The sequence below is a fragment of the Sphingobium sp. TomTYG46 genome (assembly GCF_055396345.1).
On sequence record NZ_AP027324.1, the window covers coordinates 2220086 to 2240000 of the forward strand.

Genomic DNA, 19915 nt, shown 5'->3' on the forward strand with positions numbered 1-19915 from the left:
CGTAATGATAGTCGTAGAGCGCATCGCGCCGGATGGCAGCGCGCACCGGGTCAACATCCGGGGCCATGAGCTGATCGTCGATATGACGCCGCCTGATGGGCATGATGCCGGACCTGATCCGCACGACCTGTATGATTCGGCGCTGGGCGCGTGCAAGGCGATGACGATGCTGTGGTATGCGCAGCGCAAGGGCATTCCGGTCGAGCGCATCCATGTTGGCGTCATCCGTGATGCGAGCGAGGAACGGGACGGCATCTATCGACTGACGACGCGGATAGCGCTGAGCGGTCCTTTGACGGACGAGCAGCACGACACGCTGATCGGAGTCGCCGCACGCTGTCCGGTCCACAAGCTGATGAGCGAAGTCGAAACGCGGATCGAGACGATCGCCGTGCCGCCAGTTGGCGAGGGCGAACGGCCGTGACGGACGCCAGCGCCCTGGTCGCTGATCAGCGCCGCCTGCCCTTGGAGCGCGCATTCAACCTGCGCGACTTTGGTGGCTATGCGACGGCGGATGGGCGCGTGGTTCGTCGGGGCGCGCTTTTCCGCTCGGGGACCATGGCGCTGCTAAGCGATGCGGACGCCGCGCATCTGCGGTCGCTCGGCATCCGGGCGATCTGCGATTTCCGCAGGGGCAATGAGCGCAGCGCCGAACCCACGATCTGGCATGGGGCGGAGGTCGATTATTTCTGCCGCGATTATAGCGAGAGCAGCGGTATTCTGGGCGACATGCTGAAGCGGAAGGATGCGACCGCGCAGGACATGCGGGACGCGATGATCGCGCTCTATCGTGCCATTCCGGCGGACCACGCAGCATCCTATCGGGCGATGTTCGCGCAGATTGCGGCCGGACGCCTGCCGATCATCATCAATTGTTCAGCTGGCAAGGATCGCACCGGTGTCGGCGCGGCGCTGATCCTGGCGGCTTTGGGCGTACCGCGTGAGACGATCGTCGAGGATTATCTGCTGACCAAAGAGCATGCCGATTGGAATTGGCTGCTGACCCAGCGCAGCTCGCTGGTCGCGCGGGCATGGTCGACACGAGCCGAGGCATTGGAGCCAGTGCTGACGGTCGATGTCGCTTATCTGGACAGCCTGTTCGCGGAGCTGGACGCCAATCATGGCGGGATTGAGGGGTATCTGGCCGGATCGCTTGGTATTGACGAGGCTGCGCGTGGGACCTTGCGCGAAAGGCTGCTCGACTGATGGCGGAGCGGTCGCCTTTGGATGCTTTCAAGGACGTGCTGTCGGGCGCGGCCCGATCGATCGCGCGCGATGCCGAGGTGGAGGTGGGCTTCACCGCCGACGCGCCGCATATGGCGGGCAAGGCGATCAAGGTGCCGACTCCGGGCCGGAACCTGCCGCCCGATCAGGTGGCGCTCGCTCGCGGATTCGCCGACGCCAATGCACTGCGCCTGCGTCACCATAATGGGCGTATGCATACGGCCGCTGCCCCAGCCGACGCGACCGCGCGCGCGGTCTATGACGCAGTCGAGCAGGCGCGGGTGGAGGCGATTGGATCGCGGGCGATGGAAGGCGTTCGCGACAACCTCAACCATGCGTTGGACTTGCGATTGAAGTCGGACCCTCTCCGCCGGGCGCGGTCGGCCGATGAAGTGCCGCTTTCGACTGCGCTGGCGTTGAAGGTGCGCGAGCGATTGACCGGCCAGCCTATCCCCAAAGATGCCGTCACCGGCATGGCGATGGTCGATGCGTGGATCGAGGAGAAGGCGGGCGCCGATCTCGATGCCCTGGGACTGGCGATAGACGACCAGCGGGCGTTCCAAAAGCTGGCGCAGGCGATGCTGGAGCATCTCCAGCTTGTCGAAAGCGATGTTCCGCCTGCAAGCGATGAGGATGAGTCGGAGGAGGAAGGCGAGGACGAAGAGCAGAATCAGGAAGAAGGCGATTCGGGCGAGGAGGAATCCGGCGACAGCGACATGAATGCTGAAGCGCGCGCCGAAGACACGGGCGGCGACACGGAGGAAGGCGAGACCGAATATAGCGACGATTTCGACGCCGACAGCGATGAAGGCGCCGATGATATGGGCGAGGAAGGCATGATGCCTGTCCGGCCCAACCGGCCGATGTCCGACTTGCCTCCGGGTTTCGACTATAAGCCCTATACGGTCGCGCATGACGAGGTGGTGACCGCCGAGGACCTGTGCGACGAGGATGAGCTGAACCGCTTGCGCGGTTTTCTGGACCAGCAGTTGGTGAGTTTACAGGGTGCGGTGACGAAGCTCGCCAACCGGCTGCAACGGCGGTTAATGGCGCAGCAATCGCGGTCGTGGGACTTCGACCAGGAGGAAGGGCTGCTGGACGCGGCACGGCTGGCGCGGATCGTGATCGATCCTACGCGGTCGCTGTCCTACAAGATCGAGCGGGATACCGAATTTCGCGACACGGTCGTGACGCTGCTGATCGACAATTCAGGCTCCATGCGTGGGCGGCCGATCAGCATCGCGGCGATCAGCGCAGACATCATGGCGCGCACGCTGGAGCGCTGTGGCGTCAAGACGGAGATATTAGGCTTCACGACGCGCGCCTGGAAGGGCGGTCAGAGCCGGGAGGCCTGGCTGGCCGCCGGACGGCCGCCAATGCCGGGCCGCCTCAATGACCTGCGCCACATCATCTACAAGAAGGCGGACGAGCCGTGGAGGCGGGCGCGCCGCAATCTCGGCCTGATGATGCGCGAGGGGCTGCTAAAGGAGAATATCGACGGCGAGGCATTGCTGTGGGCGCATCAGCGGCTGATCGCGCGCAATGAGGAGCGCCGCATCCTGATGGTGATTTCCGACGGCGCCCCGGTCGATGATTCGACCCTATCGGTGAACAGCGGCACCTATCTGGAGCGCCATCTGCGTCAGGTGATCGAGTGGATCGAGAACCGATCGCCCGTGCAGCTGGTGGCTATCGGCATCGGTCATGACGTCACCCGCTATTATCGACGGGCCGTCACCATCATGGATGCTGAACAGCTTGGCGGGACGATGGTGGAGCAGCTGGCCGGGCTGTTCGACGAAGATTAGGCCGAGCCTGTCTCGGGCCTGGGCATCTGAACCCAGCCGTCCCTTGAAAAGAAGATCGGCGATCTCGACCTTGGGACAGGGGGGAGCAGGCGTTTGTTGAGGAGTGTGCCATGAGTGTCGCCTTTCGCCGCGAGAGCGACGAGGAGCATCTGGAGCCGACGTTCGAGATTCCGATTCCACCTGGCCCCAATTGGGTGACGACGCGCGGGCTGCGGCTGACGCGCGAGAAGGTCGAAGCATTGGAAGCGATTGATGCGGCGGCCATGGCTGAAGAGGATGCGAAGAAGCACAAGCGCGAGTTGCGTTACTGGCGTACGCGGCTGGCGACGGCGCATCTTCAGCCAGCGGCGGCGGGGGACGCGGTGACCTTTGGTTCACGCGTGACTTACCGGCTGAATGGCGCGGAAAAGCGGATCGATATTGTCGGCGACGATGAGGCGGCACCGGCGGAGGGGCGGATCGCCTTCACCGCACCGCTTTCGCGCGCGATGATGGATGCCGAAGTGGATGAGACAATCGACTTCGCTGGCAAGCCGGGCGCAATCACAATAGTCGCCATCGAAACAATCGACGGAGAATAGCGCCGGTCATCCGATGCCTTTGCAATAAAAAAGCCCTCCAATTTGATGCTGGAGGGCTTTTTTGTTTCAGCCGTTGCGGCCAGCCTCGAACAGAAACCAGGCGCGTTCCTCGGCCTGGTCGGTCCAGTCATCGACAATGCCTTCGGTCGCGTTGTCCCCCGCTTCGGTGGCGGCGGACTTGGCGGCGCGCAGCGATTCGACGAGGCGAAGATTATCCTCGCGCAGTTCGTTCAACATGTTGGCGGGGCTAACATATTCCGCATCATTATCCTTGATCGACTGGTGGCGGCCAATGTCGCCGATCGAGCGCAAGGTCGTGTTGCCGGTCTTGCGCACACGCTCCGCAATGGCGTCGGTAACGGCCAGAATCTGTGCGGCCTGCTCGTCGAACATCAGATGATAGTCGCGGAAGTGCGGCCCCGACACATGCCAGTGGAAATTCTTGGTCTTAAAATACAGCGCATAGCTGTCCGCGAGTACGCCGTTGAGCGCTTGCGCCACCGATTTGGTCGCGTTACTCCGCAGGTCGGTGGGCGTCTTGAGGTCGGGGGCTGTCATAGCTTGCTCCTGGCTCGTGAAATGGTTTCGCGCTTACAATGATCTGATGACGATAAGGTGCCATGACAAGGCGCGAATAGCCCGACGAAATCATCGTTCAGACTGATCCACTCTGTCGATCAATGGGAGCGCCTACACCAGCCCCATGGCGGTTACGCCCAGCATCAAGGCGATGATCAGCATCGATGCGGCGGCGGTCAGGCGGATCGCCTTGATCGGCCCCGGACGAAGGATGCTGTCACGGAGCAAGACGACCGGAATAAGCGCCGCCGTCACGCCGAGCGCGCCGCCAATTCCGGCCAGCAATGGCTCGGCAGTCCGCGTCGCGATGCCCAGGATCAGGAACTGAGAGCCATCGCCAAAGCCAAGGATGAACAGCCCCAGCGCCGTGGTGAGGAACGGCCCTATCGGCCATTCGGCGAGAGGATCGGGGGCCTTCACCCGCCAAAGGAGGCCTATGCCCAAAAACAGCACGGCCAGGGCAAGAAACAGCAGCCGCGCATCAGAACCCAGCATCGGCGCCAGAAACGCGCCCGCGACGGCGGCGATCGCCGCATTGGCGGCGGCGGCCAGCATGATGCCCGCAATGATCGCGCCATCCCGGCTGAAACGCGTCGCCAGCGCCAGCACCAGCAATTGATTCTTGTTGCCAATCTCAGCCAGGAAGCATCCGAGCAGCGCGGTCAGTAATGCATCCATCGGCAGGTGCGGTCGTCAGCAGGAAAGCGGCGTTCCGGCGATCGCTGCCGGTTTCGCTGCCACGAGGATCGGTATCACCTGCGCATCGGACATTTCCGCCGCGATGGCATCCCGCATGAGGTCCAGGTAGCAAAGGATGACCGGCCCCGTTCCCTGCAATGACAAGGCGGATTGCAACGTGTCCGCCAGTCCTTCAACACTATCGAGATGATAGGCGCGGGCGACATGGCGAATCTGGTCAACTTCATCGCTCAATCGCAGCAGGCTCACCTGCCCGCGCTGCCCCGCAAGGCCGTCCACGCGGCGCAGCATGTCTGCAAGAATGGCCAGCATCGGATCATGTCGCATGGGAAGCATCCCCCTGTCCTGTCGCTCCGATGACAAGATGCATCGGAACCTGTTAAGGCCGCGTAAAGTCTAGCACGCGGCCCGTTCAGCCGCCACGCGCGTCTTGACATTATCCCGAATCTCCCTCATGGGCGGCTGCTGAAACGGGGCGGCCCTTCACGGGGCCGCTTCTCTTTTTCACGATATTCACGACCAGGAACCAGGGCCATGGCCAAGCCAGCAACCGTCAAGATTCGCCTCGTCAGCTCGGCTGACACCGGTTTCTTCTATGTTACCAAGAAGAACCCGCGCACGAAGACCGAGAAGCTGAGCTTCCGTAAGTATGACCCGGTCGTGCGCAAGCATGTCGAGTTCAAGGAAGCCAAGATCAAGTGATCTGAAGGCGGCTGCGGTCGCCCGATCCATTTGATGGCTTCGATGGAAAAGGCCCGCCCCTGTCAGGGAGCGGGCCTTTCCTTGTGTCATTGAAACTGCGCTTCCGTCATTCGTTCGAGCGTGTCGAGAAGCGGCGTGAGAGGCTTCTCGACCTCGCTCGAAGCAAACGGAGGAGGGCGTAAAGCCCTCCCACCCATCAGTTGCCGACTGGCTGACCGTCGGTGCGCGTCACGACGATGGTCGATGAGCGCGGCTGCTGCCCCGCGACCGGCCAGTTGCCCGTGGGGTGCTGGATGTTCACGAAGAAGGTCTTGAGGTCCGGCGTGTAGGCGATGCCGGTGATCTCACAGCCAGCGGGACCGACCAGGAAGCGCTTGGACTGCTTGCTGGTCTGATCGACGTAGAACATCGCGTTGTGGCCAAAGGCCTGATCGATGGTCGTGCCGGTCACGCCCGAATTTCCGGGCACGCTATGGTCCGTCTGCACCCACAGGCGACCCTGCGGATCGATGCGGATGCCGTCAGGGCTGGAGAAAGTGTCACCATTGATATTGCCCACCAGATTGGCACCACCTGACGCCAGGGCGGGATCGCCCGCCAGCAGGAAGATTTCCCAGGTGAAGGTCGCCGCCAGGGGCGAATTATCCTTCTCCTTGAACTTGATGATGTGACCGTGAAGGTTGCGCGTGCGCGGATTGGCCGCATCGGTGACCTGACGGCCGCTATTGTTGGTCAGCGTGCAATAGATGGCGCTGTTGTCCGGCGCGACGGTGAGCCATTCCGGACGATCCATCACGGTGCCGCCCGCGACACGCGCGGCCGACTTGGTGTTGATCAGCACATCCGCCTGGCTGTTGAAGTTGACGATGACGGGCGTGGGCGGCGTCGTGCTCTGGCTGATATTGCCGGGGTCCGAAGCGCCGGGCAGCAGGCCGTTCTGCCCCTGCACCAGCGCGCGCCATTCGCCCGTTCCATCGGCGTTGAAGCGGGCGACGTAGAGCGTGCCATAATCCAGCAGGCCGGTATTGGCGGCGCGGTTGGATGTGCTGAAGGCGCGATCGGGTACGAATTTGTAAATGCAGCCCGGCGTGCTGTCGTCACCCATGTAGAATGCGACGCGGTTGTTGTTGTCGGCCATATGCGCGACATTTTCATGGTCGAACCGGCCCATGGCGGTGCGCTTCGTCGGATCGGCCAGTTCCTGATAGGGGTCGATCTCAACCACCCAGCCGTAATTTTGCGCGGGCTGCGTCGGATCGAGATAATTGTCCGTAGTCTCTTCGCAGGTCAGATAAGTGCCCCACGGTGTACGGCCGGACGAGCAATTGTTGAGCATGCCCTTGATCGTGCCGGACAATTGGCCCGCAGCGGGGCCGCCCGCGCGATAGCTGCTGTTGCCGGTGTAGCGCTTGTTGAAGCGCGAGCCTGCCTTCACCGTCCATTTGCCGTCGGTGCCCTTGGCGACTTCCACCACCGAGATGCCGACTGCCGAGAGCGCCAGCGCCTTCTGGTCGGCAGTTGCCGTGGCCGCATTGTAGCTGCCTGTGAAAAGAATGTTGTAGTCGGGTAGCTCATGATTAATCGCGATCAGTCCGCCTATGTTGGCGTCGGTGCCCGACAGCGCGAAATATTCCATGCCGTCATGGTTGCCGCCCGCCCATTTTTCAGCGTCGGCTGGCGTCGGGAAGCTGCCCGAATAGGGGGTGCCAGCTTCAACGGAGTCCCCCGCTTTCAGCAGGACATCGACGGTGTAGCCAGCCGGGACGGTCACGGTATCATTCTGGTTGGCGGCAACCGGGGCAAAGGCGATCGCATAGCTGGGCGCGGGCGTCGGAGTAGGCGTGGGGCCAGGCGTCGGGGTTGGGAAACCGGAATCATCATCTTCGCCGCAGGCCGCAAGAGTGCCGAGCATCGGCAGAATGGAAAGACCCAGCAGACCGTTCTTCAGTACGGAACGGCGGCCGGGATTGGCGGCGACGATGGCTTCCAGACAGTTGCTGCCCGCGTCGATCCTGGGTTCCGCATCGCGAAAGGGCGCGCGCGCCTCGTCAGTAAGGTGAGACATGAATTACCCCTGTTCCAGATCGGACTGTCGGCAGAATGCCGCGTCCCTGGCCCGGGGCTTGGCAGCGCAGCGTGAAAGCAGCGCTTCATTTCAGGGACATGGGCATGAAAGACCGATGACGGTCTGATGACGATCACAGATGGAGCGCGCTGCGTTTAATTGGACGCAGGTCGCGCGCTCTAGTTTTGCTTTCGCATCGTTGTAGACGCAAAACCGGTTCCCACTTTTGCGCACGATGCTCTAGCCGTTACAGCAGGGCATTCACCTGCTCGACAAAGCGCAGCACCGAAATGGGCTTTGACACATAGGCCTGTGCCCCTGCGCCGCGAATCCGGTCCTCGTCGCCCTTTCCAGCATAGGCGGTCACCGCCATGATCGGGACGGATGCCAAACGCGGATCGCGCTTCAACGAGACGATCAGGTCGAGCCCGCTGACATGGGGCAAGTGAATGTCGGTGATCACCAGGTCCGGGCGGAACTCCAGCGCTTGCGAAACAACGTCGCGCCCATCCCGCAACGGCAGCACTTCATGGCCATGCGCGCGCAGAAGGTCGCAAAAAAGTTTGAGATTGAGTTCGTTGTCCTCGACAACGAGCACGCGCTTTGCCACCAGTCACCCGCGTTAAATGATGCGCATATTAAAAGCGCGCTGATACAATTGCCCCTTGCCGAGAATCAATCATGCGTTCCGACAGCCCCGATAGCAAGCAACTTGGCCCGGCCGATGGCGAAGAGGCCCTGACGCTGGCCCTGATGGCGCTTGCCTGGACGCTGGGCGATGAGCAGCGGGCGGATCGGCTGCTGGCGCTTACCGGACTGGACGCGGACGCGTTGCGCGCTGGCGTGAATAATCCTTCCGTGTTGCGGGCGGTGCTGGATTTTCTGGCCGATCACGAACCGGATTTGATCGCCTGTGCCGAGGCGCTTGATACCAAAGCAGAGGCGTTGATCGCGGCGCGGCGGGCGCTGGGCCGATGAGCCGCCCCCTGATCATCACGGATTGCGACGAGGTGCTGCTGCACATGGTCGTTCCCTTCCGCGAATGGCTGGACGAGCATCATGCCGTGCATTTCGATATGCGCGAGCGCGGCTTTGCCGAGGCGCTGCGCCACAAGGACAGCGGCATCCCGCTGGAGCGCGAACTGGTCTGGCAGCTGCTGGTGGGCTTTTTCGACACGGAAATGCACCGCCAGATGCCGATCGCCGGGGCCGTCGAAGCGATGGGCAGGCTGTCGCGCATGGCCGATATCGTCGTGCTCACCAATATCGGGGAGCGGCATCATCAGCAGCGTGTGGAACAGCTGGCGGCGCATGGACTCGATTTCCCGGTGCATTGGAACCATGGACCCAAGGGCGCGCCGCTGGCCGCGATCGTCGCCGAGCGGCGGCCGTCAGCCGCGCTGTTCATCGACGACCTGGCCGAGCATCATGAATCCGTAACCGAGCATGCGCCGGGCGTGTGGAGACTGCATATGGTAGGCGAACCTGAAATTTCGGCTGATGTCGATGCCGCCCCCTGTGCCCACGCCCGGATAGACGACTGGGCAACGGCGGAGAGGTGGATCGCCGATCGGCTTGCCGACGGCCCCGCACCTTTAAACATTGATAACCCAGATGGAGTCCCAAATGAGCGTTGAAGCCCGCCTTACCGAACTTGGCATCACCCTGCCCGCAGCCGCCGCGCCGGTGGCCGCCTATGTGGCGGCTGTCGAGGCCAACGGCCTGCTGCATATTTCCGGCCAGATTTCGCTTTCCGAAGGACAGCTGATGACGGGCCGTCTGGGCGAAGATCGCGACCTTGATTATGGCGTCAAGGCAGCGCGGGCCTGCGGCCTTAACCTCATTGCCCAGATCAAGGCGGCGCTGGGCAGCCTGGACCGGGTTGAGCGGATCGTGAAGCTGGGCGCTTTCATCAGCAGCGCCCCAAGCTTCACGGACCAGCCCAAGGTGGCCAATGGCGCGTCGGAACTGATGGTCGAGGTATTCGGCGAGGCAGGCAAGCACGCCCGCAGCGCAGTGGGCGTGCCGGTGCTGCCGCTGGGCGCCGTGGTTGAGATCGACGCGGTCGTCCTTGTCCGGTCGGCGGTTTGATCTTTCCTTCCTGACCGCCCGCCCCTTCGCCCATCGCGGGTTGCATGGGGCGGGCATCAGCGAAAATGGCATGGCCGCTTTTCGCGCGGCCATTGCGCAAGGCTATGGCATCGAATGCGATGTCCGGCTGAGCGGGGATGGCGTCGCGATGGTTTTTCACGACGCCGCCCTCTTGCGCATGACCGGTGCCGAGGGGGTGCTGTCGGACCATCGGGCCGAACGCCTTGAGCAGATTAAGCTAGGAGATGGTGGCGACATTCCACGGCTGGAGACGCTGTTGCAGGCGTGCGGGCAAACGGTCCCGCTGCTGATTGAATTGAAGGTCACGGGCCGCCATGTGGCGCCCCTCTGTGCAGCGGTGGCACGCGATCTGTCAAAGCATCCGCATGCTCTGGCCGCCGTCATGTCCTTCAACCCCGTCGCGATGCGCTGGTTTGCCCGGCACATGCCGCAGGCGGCGCGAGGCCTGGTGGTGACGGAGCAGGGTGACACGGGATGGCGCGGCGCGGCCCGGCGCGGTCTTGCACTTTGGGTTGCGAGACCCGATTTTATCGCCTGTGATGTTCGTGACCTTCCTTCCCGTTTTGCAGCGCGGGCGCGCGAGCGCGGTCTGGCCGTGCTGACCTGGACGGTTCGCACGGAGGCCGAACATGCTGCGGCCGAGGCGTATGCCGACCAGATCATATTCGAGGTCCAGCGTGACTGAATGCCTGGTGCGGGTAGCTGACGGGGTTGTGGAACTGCCACGCGATCAGTGGGACGCCTGCGCCGGGACCGCCAACCCGTTCATGAGCTGGGATTTTCTGGCCGCGTTGGAACGGTCGTGCAGTGTTGGTCCCGGAACCGGGTGGCAGCCCTTGCCGATGCTGATCGATGGTGCCGACGGACGGATCGCTGCCGCAGCGCCTCTTTACGGCAAGACCCATAGCCAGGGCGAATATGTGTTCGACCATGGGTGGGCCGAGGCGTGGGAGCGAGCGGGGGGCCAATATTATCCCAAGATTCAGCTCGCCGCGCCCTTTTCCCCTGTGCCGGGGCCACGATTGCTGTTGCGGGAACCGACGCTGGCCCCAGCCTTGATCGCGGGGATCGAAAGCCTTGTCGAGAGCAACGACCTGTCATCCGCCCACGCAACCTTCATCGAGCCAGCGCAGGTGCCGCTATTCGAAGCGGCGGGCTGGTTGATCCGCGAAGATAGCCAGTTCCACTGGATCAATCGCGGCTATCGCGACTTCGATGATTTTCTGAGCAGCCTTTCGAGCGCCAAGCGCAAGAATATCCGCAAGGAACGAGCGCGTGCCGTCGAGGGTCTGGAGATCGTTCACCTGACCGGCCGCGACCTCAAGGAATCGCATTGGGACGCCTTCTGGCATTTTTACCAGGATACCGGATCGCGCAAATGGGGGCGGCCCTATCTGACGCGCGCCTTTTTCTCGATGCTGGGCGAAAACATGGCGGATCGGGTGCTGCTGATGCTGGCACAGCGTCACGGCAGGCCGATTGCGGGAGCGCTCAACCTGATTGGTGAGGAAGCGCTATATGGCCGTTATTGGGGTTGCGCCGAGGACGTGCCCAACCTGCATTTCGAGCTATGCTATTATCAGGCGATCGAAGTCGCCATCGCGCTTGGACTGTCCCGTGTCGAGGCCGGAGCCCAAGGCGGACACAAGCTGGCGCGGGGCTATGGACCGGAGCCCACTTATTCGGCGCATTTCCTGCCCAACGCTTCGTTCCGCCGGGCCGTCGCTGAATTTCTCGCTGCCGAACGGACTGGCGTGCAACAGGACCGGATCTGGCTTAGCGAACGGGCGCCGTTCCGCAAGCAGGGCTGACGATCAGGCGGCGCGCAGCTGGTTTGCGGCGATCCAGGCGCGCGCCTGACGCTGCGCCTCGGCGATCTCGCGGGCCGTCATTTCTTCGGCTATCTCGGCGCGCATTACCTGCCCTTCCTCATTGCCACGCAGCGCAGCGAGGTTGAACCATTTATGCGCTTCGATCAGATCGACCGACTTGCCGCCAGTTCCGCAGCTATAGGCGACGCCCAGATCGAAGCAGGCCTCCGCCGATTCCCAGCCCGCCACTGGCAGGCGGCTTTCCATCAGAAACTGAGCACTTTTCAGACTGTTTGCCACGACCGAATCCCCCTGTGGATTTCGAGATAATGGTTTTCGACAGGCCGCACGGTGCACCGGCAGGGGATAAAAAATGGTTAACGCTGATTTGAGGGTTTATGCATCAGCGCCCGAAAGTCCTGGATGGTACAAGGTTAATGCGGCAGGCCGCGTGATCTTAGACTGGCATAGCAGCCGGATTGATCCCATAGCCGCGCCATGACCAACCCTTCCCCCCCGGTCGCAATCGGACAACCAAAGAAAGACATCGGCTTTCGCGAATTCGTGGTGCTGAGCGCTTGCCTGATGGCGATGAATGCGCTGTCGACCGACCCGATGTTGCCTGCGCTGCCCGCCATGGGCCACGATCTGGGAATCGCGAATGCCAATGACCGGCAGCTTATTATCAGCGTATATTTCCTGGGACTGGGCGCTGGATCTCTGCTGTTCGGCATCCTGTCCGATCGGTTCGGGCGTAAACCCGTGATGGGCAGCGCATTGGCGATGTTCATCCTGTCCACAATAGGGTGCGCGATGGCGAACAGCTTTCCCCTGATGTTGTTCGGCCGGGCGTCGGCAGGCTTCTTTGCCGGAGCGAGTCGGGTGATCGCCGTGGGCATCATTCGCGACCGGTTCAAGGGCGACGCAATGGCCAGGGTCATGTCGCTCATCCTCGCCGTATTCATGTTGATACCCGTGATGGCGCCAAGCTTCGGGCAGGCGATCCTCTGGTTCGCGCCATGGCGATGGATATTCTGGATTCTGGCTATTCAGGCGGCGCTTATCCTGATCTGGATGGTCATACGCATGCCCGAGACGCTGAAGCCGGAAAACAGGCTGCGGATGAACCCATCAACGATCTTTCGCACCATGGCGGTTGTGCTCACCAATCGCAGTTCGGCAGGCTATATGCTGGCGAGCGGCGTAGTGATGAGCGGGCTCATCGGCTTCATCCTGTCAGTGCAGCAGATTTTCTTCGACCTGTTTCATGCCCAGTCATTCTTCCCGATAGCTTTTGCGATCATGGCGGGCAGCATGGGGGTCGGCAGCCTGCTGAACAGCCGCCTTGTATCGCGATTCGGTGCCCGGCGCCTGAGCCAGGGTGCGGTTCTGTCCATGATCGCGACGAGCGCCGTCCATCTTGTCGTGATCGCGTCTGGTCGAGAGAGCATGTTCACCTTCATGTTCTTCCAGTCGGCAACGATGATGGCCGTCGCTTTCACCGCGTCCAATTTCGGCGCGATTTCCATGGAGCCCTTTGCCAAGGGGGCGGGCGCGGCGTCTTCATTTCAGGCGTTTATGACCACAGCGCTGTCCAGCGCCTTGGGTAGCGTGGTCGGGCGGGCGTTCAACGGGACGACCATACCTCTGACGATCGGTATGCTGGCGTTCGGGATCGCGGCGCTTCTGATCGTCCTGTTCGCCGAACGCGGGAAGCTATTCACCCGCCCACATCATGCCGCGTTGCGAGAACCGGAATTCGATCCCGTCCACTGAAAAGAAAGGCGGCGATCACACCGCCGCCTTCCTCACCCGATTCAAGCGTCGCGCCCGCCCGGCGTATGCGCACCGGGCATTGGTGGCACCGGCATCGGCGGCACATCGGCATCCTGCTCATGCGTTTCGACCACGCCGCGCGCGACATGGCTCTTGCGATAGCCATAGAGGAAATAGAGCAGCAGCCCCACTCCACCCCAGACCGGAAGCACGAGCTGCGCGTCCACGGGCAGGTTGAAGAAGAGGAAGAGGCAGCCGAATGCCGCCATTGGCGCGATGAACCAGATGGCGGGCGTCCGGAAGGGGCGCGGGCGATTGGGATCGCGCACGCGCAGCACCAGCACGGCGATCGCCACCATGAAGAAGGCGAAGAGCGTTCCGGAGTTGGAAATGTCGGCCAGCTGGCCCACGGGCAGCAACGCCGCGCCAATGGCAACAAAGACGCCCGTCACCATGGTTACGATGTGCGGCGTCTTGAAACGCGGATGGATGCTGGCGAGCTTTTCCGGCAACAGCCCGTCGCGCGCCATCACGAAGAAGATGCGGGTCTGGCCGAACATCATCATCAGGATGACCGACGGGAGCGCCAGATTGGCCGCGAGGCCCAAGGCGTTTCCGACCACGGTCCAGTTGATCGAGCGCAGAACATGGGCCAGCGCTTCATTCGAGCAGACCAGATCCCCGGCATGAGCGGCGGTCGCGCAGGCTTGAGCGAAACCGACCGATCCGGGTGCGACGATCGAACCGTCCAGACCAAGAACCGGCTGGGCGCCAATGGCACCAATCGCGCCCGCAGCGACCAGCAGGTAGAAGACGGTGCAAATCGCGAGGCTGCCGATAAGTCCGATGGGCACGTTGCGTTGGGGGTTCTTGGTTTCCTCCGCCGCGGTCGAAACGGCATCAAAGCCCACATAGGCGAAGAAGATGGAGGCCGCCGCACCAACAACGCCCATCCCGGTCGTGCCCTGAGGTCCGAACCACCCGTTGGGCGTGAAGGGGGAGAAATTGCCCTTGTCCAACGCGGGCAGTGTCAGCGCGATAAAGGCGGTCAGCGCCGCGACCTTGATCGCTACCAGCACCGCATTGACCCGCGCGCTTTCCGTCGTGCCGATGACGAGCAAGGTGGTCACTGCCAGCGCGACGACGATGGCCGGAATATTGATGACGCCATGCGAAAAATCGGCATGCGGGATGAAACCGTTGAAGCTCCAGCCAGGCCCTGCTGACAGGGCGCGGGGTAGCTCCAGTCCCGTCATGCTTTTCATCAAACCCATGAAATAGCCGGACCAGCCCACCGAAACCGCGCTGGCGGCCACGGCATATTCCAGGATGAGCGCCCAACCTACCATCCAGGCGAGCAATTCGCCCACCACCGCATAGGTATAGGTATAGGCTGAGCCCGACACCGGCACCATCGAGGCCAGTTCCGAATAGCAAAGCGCGGCGAAGGCGCAGACTGCTCCGGCAATGACGAAGCTCCACATCATGCCCGGCCCGGCCTTTTGCGCGGCGGCGGCGGTCAGTACGAAAATGCCGGTCCCTATGATTGCACCGACACCCAGCAGCGTGAGCTGTATCGGCCCCAATGTCCGAACGAGCGACTTTTTTTCCGCGGTCGCCAATATGGCGTCCAATGGCTTGATGCGCCCGAAGATCATGCGTGGAGCCCTTTGCCTGTCATCTTGTCCCCGATCAGCCGCGAAACCGACCCGTTATATCTGATGCAGAGACTATCGCCTATTATGGCCCGCGCAAGTATGTTGCGCGACTTCGGCACATTTGTCCAAGGGAGCTACTGATGATCGAACTGCTGCGCGCCGTCAGCCTGCACGATGTGCCGCATGGCTTTGCCGGGCGTCAGGGCGGTGTGTCGGGCGGGGTGCATGCTGGCTTGAACGTCGGTCTGGGTTCAATGGATGAGCGAGAGGCGATACTGCGCAACCGCGACCTGGCGAGGGATGCGTTGCTGCCCGGCGCGGCGCTGGTCACCGTGCGGCAGGTCCATTCGCCGGACGTGGTGACCATCACTGGCGCAATAGATGAGGCGGATCGCCCCGCAGCGGATGCCATGGTGACGGATCGTCCTGGGCTTGTCCTCGGCATATTGACAGCCGATTGCGTGCCGGTGCTGCTCGCGGACCCGGAAGCCGGGGTGGTGGGCGCGGCACATGCGGGTTGGAAAGGCGCCATATCGGGAGTCACGGACAGCACGTTGGGGGCGATGGAGAAACTGGGTGCCCGACGTGAGCGGATTAGCGCCGCGATCGGCCCCTGTATCGGTCGCGCTTCTTATGAAGTGACGGTCGATTTCGCCCGCAATTTCGAGGAAGAAGATGTGGAAAATGGCCGCTTCTTCTCCGCGGGGCGCGAAGGTCATTGCCAGTTCGACATCGCGGCTTATGTCGCGGCGCGTTTGGCTCAGGCAGGGATCGGCCGGGTCGAGATGCTGGATGAGGACACCTATAGCCAGCCCGATCGCTTCTTCAGCTATCGCCGTTCCTGCCATCTGGGCGAGCCAAGCTATGGACGGCAGATTTCCATGATTGCCGTCGGCTGATGCAGCAGTCTGGGTCGGCTGGGTCAGTCGGCCGGCAGTTGTGGATCGATTCCGGTCAGTTCAATCGAAAGATCCCAAAGCCGCCGGGCATCCTCAGTACCGCTGGCGCGCTTGTCGATCAGCGCAGGCCCTGACTCGCCGCGCATTTCCCATCGCCCCTGGGGTCCGAAATAGTCGCCACCCTTTGCATTCGGATCAGTAGCTGCCTGAAGAGTCGGCCACGCCGCCGCCGCCACCGGATTGAAAAGTGGCCGCACAATCGGCAACAACGGCTTTGTCCATCGGGGAAGATGGCGCATGAGTTCGGTCAGGGAAACGCCGGGATGACAGCCGATGGCGCTCACCGGAGATGCCGCAGCCCGTAGCCTTCGGTCGAGTTCAAGGGCGAATAGCAGGTTGGCCAGCTTGCTTTGGGCATAATAGACGTTGGGACTGTAGCTTTTCTCTGCGTTCCAGTCGTCCCACAACATGCGTCCATTGCGGTGTGCCAGGCTGGACGTAACGACCACCCGAGAACCGGCGGTTTCAGCGAGCTTGGGCAATAGAAGCGCCGTCAGCGCGAAGGTCCCCAGATGGTTGACACCAAATTGAAGCTCGAACCCTTGGGCCGTGCGGGTAAGGGGCGGTATCATCACGCCTGCATTGTTGATCAGCACGTCGAGCCTGGGTTCGCTGGCGATCCTTTCGGCCGCAGTTCGGACGCTTTGCAGATCTGCCTGATCGAGTAGAATGAGATCCAGTTTCGCGCCTGGAATTGCGGCCGCAATCTGCGCCATTGCATCCGCGCCTCTGGCTGCGTCGCGACAGCCGAGCAGCACCCGCGCGCCTTTCGCTGCCAGAAGATTGGCGGTTTCAAAGCCGATACCGGTGTTAGCGCCGGTGACCAGGATCGTGCGGCCGTCCTGATCCGACACCTGCTCATTGGTGAACCCCATTCCAGTCTCCTCCTTTTCCGCCTTATCCATCCTTAGTCCCCAATTGTGGGCGAGAAGACAAGGCTGATCAGCTTGGCGAATGGCGTGGAGGTGGCGGAGGAGGAGAAGCGCAAGTTGCGGAAGGTGCTGGCGGAATCGGTGCTGGACGTCTCGACATTGTCAGAGATGTTCGGAAAAATTCTGGCGTCTTTGGGCTCGCGCGCCACATAAACGACAAACCCCCGGCGTATTGCACGCTGGGGGTTTTCGTTTTTGGAATTATGGTTGCGGGAGTAGGATTTGAACCTACGACCTTCAGGTTATGAGCCTGACGAGCTACCGGGCTGCTCCATCCCGCGTCACCAAAGGCAAAAGGGCGGCTTTATGGGCCGCCCTTTTGTGAGACATGTGATTGGGTTTAATTTCCTAAAGCGCAAGCTTCAATGCCTGGCGACGCCCTACTCTTCCGGGGCTTGAGCCACAGTACCATCGGCGCAGACTGGTTTCACGGCCGAGTTCGGGATGGGATCGGGTGGGTCACAGACGCTATGGTCACCAAGCAATGAAGCTTGCGCTTTGGGTTGTTAATCGATGCCGTGCACTATTGGTAAGTCTATTTGTTATCTGGCTTGAGGTGATCACCACGCTCAATGGCTGACGCTGTTTCCAGCATTGTCATTGATGGTGGGACTCTCAGGCGCGATCAGAGCAATTAGGACCGGTTAGCTCCATATGTTACCACACTTCTACATCCGGCCTATCAAGGTCGTGGTCTACGACCGCTCGAAGAAATCTTATCTTGAGGGAGGCTTCCCGCTTAGATGCTTTCAGCGGTTATCCCGTCCATACATAGCTACCCTGCTGCGCCCTTGGCAGGACGACAGGTACACCAGAGGTATGTTCAACCCGGTCCTCTCGTACTAGGGTCAACTCCTCTCAAATTTCGACGCCCACGGCAGATAGGGACCAAACTGTCTCGCGACGTTCTGAACCCAGCTCACGTACCACTTTAATTGGCGAACAGCCAAACCCTTGGGACCTGCTCCAGCCCCAGGATGTGATGAGCCGACATCGAGGTGCCAAACGATTCCGTCGATATGAGCTCTTGGGAATCATCAGCCTGTTATCCCCGGCGTACCTTTTATCCGTTGAGCGATGGCCCTTCCACGAGGGACCACCGGATCACTATGACCGACTTTCGTCTCTGCTCGACTTGTCAGTCTCGCAGTCAGGCGGGCTTATGCCATTGCACTCTAACAGACGGTTTCCAACCGTCCTGAGCCCACCATCGCGCGCCTCCGTTACTCTTTAGGAGGCGACCGCCCCAGTCAAACTACCCGCCACAGAGGGTCCCTGCACCGGATAACGGTGCGAGGTTAGACATCAGAAAACAACAGGGTGGTATTTCACCTATGGCTCCACGACAACTGGCGTCATCGCTTCAAAGCCTCCCACCTATGCTACACAGTTCTTTCCTAATGCCACTCTGAAGCTGCAGTAAAGGTGCACGGGGTCTTTCCGTCTAACCGCGGGTACTCCGCATCTTCACGGAGAATTCAATTTCGCTGAGCATATCCTGGAGACAGTGGGGAAGTCGTTACGCCATTCGTGCAGGTCGGAACTTACCCGACAAGGAATTTCGCTACCTTAGGACCGTTATAGTTACGGCCGCCGTTTACCTGGGCTTCAATTCAGAGCTTGCACTCCTCCTCTTAACCTTCAGGCACCGGGCAGGCGTCAGGCCCTATACGTCGTCTTGAAGCCGACTTAGCAGAGCCCTGTGTTTTTGCTAAACAGTCGCTACCCCCTGGCCTGTGCCCCCCACAAAAAGTTGCCTTGATGTGGGGCCTCCTTCTTCCGAAGGTACGGAGGCAATTTGCCGAGTTCCTTCAGGATACTTCTCTCAAACGCCTTGGTATACTCTACCATTCCACCTGTGTCGGTTTAGGGTACGGTCTATACGGAGGGGCTATTTCCTGGGACAACTTCACAGCCTGGACCAATCCAATAAGGCCAGACCATTTACGCCATCCGTCACACACCTCCAGGCCCACGAATATTAACGTGGTTCCCATCGACTACCCCCTTCGGGCTTGTCTTAGGGGCCGGCTTACCCTGCTCAGATTAGCTTTAAGCAGGAACCCTTGGAATTTCGGCGACAGTGCATCTCACACTGTTAATCGCTACTCATGTCTGCATTCGCACTTCCGATACCTCCACGACCCATTACCAGATCGCTTCAACGGCCTACGGAACGCTCCGCTACCGCGTGATCCAAAGGATCACACCCTAAGCTTCGGTGCACGTCTTGAGCCCCGTTACATCTTCGCCGCAGAACCTCTTATTTAGACCAGTGAGCTGTTACGCTTTCTTTAAAGGATGGCTGCTTCTAAGCCAACCTCCTGGTTGTTTTGGAAGTTCCACATGCTTTCCCACTTAGACGTGACTTGGGGACCTTAGCTGTAGGTTAGGGCTGTTTCCCTTTTGACGACGGACCTTAGCACCCGCCGTCTGTCTGCCGAACTAGACTCGTTGGTATTCGGAGTTTGGTTAGTATTGGTAGATCTCGCGACCCCCGCAACCATCCAGTGCTCTACCCCCAACGGCAATCATTCGACGCTCTACCTCAATAGATTTCGCGGAGAACCAGCTATTTCCCGGCTTGATTGGCCTTTCACCCCTAAGCACAACTCATCCGATAATTTTTCAACATTAAACGGTTCGGTCCTCCAGTGCGTGTTACCGCACCTTCAACCTGGTCATGCATAGATCGCCGGGTTTCGGGTCTAATGCATCAAACTCAGTCGCCCTATTCAGACTCGCTTTCGCTGCGCCTACACCTAACGGCTTAAGCTTGCTTGATACACTAAGTCACAGACCCATTATGCAAGAGGTACGCGGTCAGGTCTCAAGGACCCTCCCACTGCTTGTAGGCATCCGGTTTCAGGTACTGTTTCACTCCCCTCATCGGGGTGCTTTTCACCTTTCCCTCACGGTACTGGTTCGCTATCGGTCATGTACGAGTATTTAGGCTTGGAGGGTGGTCCCCCCATGTTCAGACAGGGTTTCACGTGCCCCGCCCTACTC

General features: G+C 61.0%; 21 protein-coding genes, 1 tRNA gene and 2 rRNA genes (1 of these 24 only partly in view). 13 read left to right on the forward strand and 11 right to left on the reverse strand.

Features of this window, described 5'->3' with window-relative positions; all coding sequences use genetic code 11:
- Positions 1-4 precede the first annotated feature (4 nt).
- From ACZ5YV_RS11270 to ACZ5YV_RS11285, 4 genes are all read left to right on the forward strand, one after another.
- Positions 5-424 carry an OsmC family protein gene (locus ACZ5YV_RS11270; protein ID WP_464787699.1) on the forward strand — a complete coding sequence of 140 codons (420 nt, stop codon included), beginning with the start codon at positions 5-7 and terminating at the stop codon, positions 422-424.
- Entirely contained in the window at positions 421-1206 is a 786-nt protein-coding gene (locus ACZ5YV_RS11275) for a tyrosine-protein phosphatase (RefSeq protein ID WP_464787700.1), read from the forward strand. The genes ACZ5YV_RS11270 and ACZ5YV_RS11275 overlap by 4 nt, the downstream gene beginning before the upstream one ends.
- A complete protein-coding gene (gene cobT, locus ACZ5YV_RS11280) occupies positions 1206-3032 on the forward strand; it encodes a cobaltochelatase subunit CobT (protein WP_464787701.1) in 1827 nt (608 codons plus the stop codon). Before ACZ5YV_RS11275 ends, cobT begins: the two co-directional genes overlap by 1 nt.
- A 110-nt stretch (positions 3033-3142) precedes the next feature.
- Positions 3143-3613 carry a GreA/GreB family elongation factor gene (locus ACZ5YV_RS11285; protein WP_464787702.1) on the forward strand — a complete coding sequence of 157 codons (471 nt, stop codon included), beginning with the start codon at positions 3143-3145 and terminating at the stop codon, positions 3611-3613.
- Positions 3614-3679: 66 nt separating this feature from the next.
- On the opposite strand, the gene ACZ5YV_RS11290 is transcribed toward ACZ5YV_RS11285, so the two are convergent.
- The 3 genes from ACZ5YV_RS11290 to ACZ5YV_RS11300 all read right to left on the reverse strand — a co-directional run bounded on the left by ACZ5YV_RS11290 (position 3680) and on the right by ACZ5YV_RS11300 (position 5218).
- Entirely contained in the window at positions 3680-4171 is a 492-nt protein-coding gene (locus tag ACZ5YV_RS11290; RefSeq protein ID WP_464787703.1) for a Dps family protein, read from the reverse strand.
- 132 nt (positions 4172-4303) lie between these two features.
- Positions 4304-4870 carry a TMEM165/GDT1 family protein gene (locus ACZ5YV_RS11295; protein WP_464787704.1) on the reverse strand — a complete coding sequence of 189 codons (567 nt, stop codon included), beginning with the start codon at positions 4868-4870 and terminating at the stop codon, positions 4304-4306.
- Positions 4871-4885: 15 nt separating this feature from the next.
- Positions 4886-5218 carry a hypothetical protein gene (locus ACZ5YV_RS11300; protein ID WP_464787705.1) on the reverse strand — a complete coding sequence of 111 codons (333 nt, stop codon included), beginning with the start codon at positions 5216-5218 and terminating at the stop codon, positions 4886-4888.
- Positions 5219-5425: 207 nt separating this feature from the next.
- Between ACZ5YV_RS11300 and rpmG the strand changes: the two genes are divergently transcribed.
- Positions 5426-5593: a 50S ribosomal protein L33 gene (gene rpmG / locus ACZ5YV_RS11305; protein ID WP_007687342.1), complete on the forward strand. Its 168-nt coding sequence runs from the start codon at positions 5426-5428 to the stop codon at positions 5591-5593.
- A 196-nt stretch (positions 5594-5789) separates the two neighbouring features.
- Here the strand turns inward: rpmG and ACZ5YV_RS11310 are convergent, their stop codons facing one another.
- Both ACZ5YV_RS11310 and ACZ5YV_RS11315 read right to left on the reverse strand, forming a co-directional pair.
- Positions 5790-7658, reverse strand: a complete 1869-nt coding sequence (locus ACZ5YV_RS11310) for a PhoX family protein (protein ID WP_464787706.1) — start codon at positions 7656-7658, stop codon at positions 5790-5792.
- Between the two features lie 247 nt (positions 7659-7905).
- Complete coding sequence (locus ACZ5YV_RS11315; protein ID WP_196224854.1) at positions 7906-8268, reverse strand: response regulator; 363 nt, start codon at positions 8266-8268, stop codon at positions 7906-7908.
- Positions 8269-8339: 71 nt separating this feature from the next.
- Between ACZ5YV_RS11315 and ACZ5YV_RS11320 the strand changes: the two genes are divergently transcribed.
- Genes ACZ5YV_RS11320 through ACZ5YV_RS11340 form a run of 5 tightly spaced genes read left to right on the forward strand, consistent with a single transcriptional unit; the run spans position 8340 to position 11581 of the window.
- Positions 8340-8636 (forward strand): DUF3572 family protein, encoded by a 297-nt coding sequence (locus tag ACZ5YV_RS11320; protein WP_196224855.1) that lies wholly within the window; start codon positions 8340-8342, stop codon positions 8634-8636.
- On the forward strand, positions 8633-9295 hold the full coding sequence (locus ACZ5YV_RS11325; protein ID WP_464787707.1) for an HAD family hydrolase: 663 nt from the start codon (positions 8633-8635) through the stop codon (positions 9293-9295). Before ACZ5YV_RS11320 ends, ACZ5YV_RS11325 begins: the two co-directional genes overlap by 4 nt.
- Positions 9285-9749, forward strand: a complete 465-nt coding sequence (locus tag ACZ5YV_RS11330) for a RidA family protein (RefSeq protein ID WP_464787708.1) — start codon at positions 9285-9287, stop codon at positions 9747-9749. The genes ACZ5YV_RS11325 and ACZ5YV_RS11330 overlap by 11 nt, the downstream gene beginning before the upstream one ends.
- Positions 9730-10455 (forward strand): glycerophosphodiester phosphodiesterase family protein, encoded by a 726-nt coding sequence (locus ACZ5YV_RS11335; RefSeq protein WP_464789208.1) that lies wholly within the window; start codon positions 9730-9732, stop codon positions 10453-10455. Before ACZ5YV_RS11330 ends, ACZ5YV_RS11335 begins: the two co-directional genes overlap by 20 nt.
- A gap of 4 nt (positions 10456-10459) precedes the next feature.
- Complete coding sequence (locus ACZ5YV_RS11340; RefSeq protein ID WP_464789209.1) at positions 10460-11581, forward strand: GNAT family N-acetyltransferase; 1122 nt, start codon at positions 10460-10462, stop codon at positions 11579-11581.
- Positions 11582-11584: 3 nt separating this feature from the next.
- On the opposite strand, the gene ACZ5YV_RS11345 is transcribed toward ACZ5YV_RS11340, so the two are convergent.
- On the reverse strand, positions 11585-11881 hold the full coding sequence (locus ACZ5YV_RS11345) for an SEL1-like repeat protein (RefSeq protein ID WP_460987013.1): 297 nt from the start codon (positions 11879-11881) through the stop codon (positions 11585-11587).
- A 198-nt stretch (positions 11882-12079) separates the two neighbouring features.
- Between ACZ5YV_RS11345 and ACZ5YV_RS11350 the strand changes: the two genes are divergently transcribed.
- A complete protein-coding gene (locus ACZ5YV_RS11350; RefSeq protein WP_464787709.1) occupies positions 12080-13357 on the forward strand; it encodes a multidrug effflux MFS transporter in 1278 nt (425 codons plus the stop codon).
- A 41-nt stretch (positions 13358-13398) separates the two neighbouring features.
- Here ACZ5YV_RS11350 and ACZ5YV_RS11355 read toward each other — a convergent pair whose 3' ends face one another.
- On the reverse strand, positions 13399-15015 hold the full coding sequence (locus ACZ5YV_RS11355; protein WP_464787710.1) for an amino acid permease: 1617 nt from the start codon (positions 15013-15015) through the stop codon (positions 13399-13401).
- Positions 15016-15155: 140 nt separating this feature from the next.
- On the opposite strand from ACZ5YV_RS11355, the gene pgeF reads away from it, so the two are divergent.
- Entirely contained in the window at positions 15156-15914 is a 759-nt protein-coding gene (pgeF, locus tag ACZ5YV_RS11360) for a peptidoglycan editing factor PgeF (protein ID WP_464787711.1), read from the forward strand.
- Between the two features lie 23 nt (positions 15915-15937).
- Here the strand turns inward: pgeF and ACZ5YV_RS11365 are convergent, their stop codons facing one another.
- Positions 15938-16849, reverse strand: a complete 912-nt coding sequence (locus tag ACZ5YV_RS11365; protein ID WP_464787712.1) for an oxidoreductase — start codon at positions 16847-16849, stop codon at positions 15938-15940.
- Positions 16850-16894: 45 nt separating this feature from the next.
- On the opposite strand from ACZ5YV_RS11365, the gene ACZ5YV_RS11370 reads away from it, so the two are divergent.
- A complete protein-coding gene (locus ACZ5YV_RS11370) occupies positions 16895-17059 on the forward strand; it encodes a hypothetical protein (RefSeq protein WP_464787713.1) in 165 nt (54 codons plus the stop codon).
- A 51-nt stretch (positions 17060-17110) separates the two neighbouring features.
- Here the strand turns inward: ACZ5YV_RS11370 and ACZ5YV_RS11375 are convergent.
- The 3 genes from ACZ5YV_RS11375 to ACZ5YV_RS11385 form a co-directional block, all read right to left on the reverse strand.
- Positions 17111-17187: transfer RNA gene (locus ACZ5YV_RS11375), tRNA-Met, on the reverse strand.
- An 86-nt stretch (positions 17188-17273) separates the two neighbouring features.
- Positions 17274-17388: ribosomal RNA gene (rrf, locus tag ACZ5YV_RS11380) — 5S ribosomal RNA — on the reverse strand.
- 132 nt (positions 17389-17520) lie between these two features.
- Positions 17521-19915, reverse strand: a 23S ribosomal RNA gene (locus tag ACZ5YV_RS11385) (it continues 405 nt past the right edge of the window).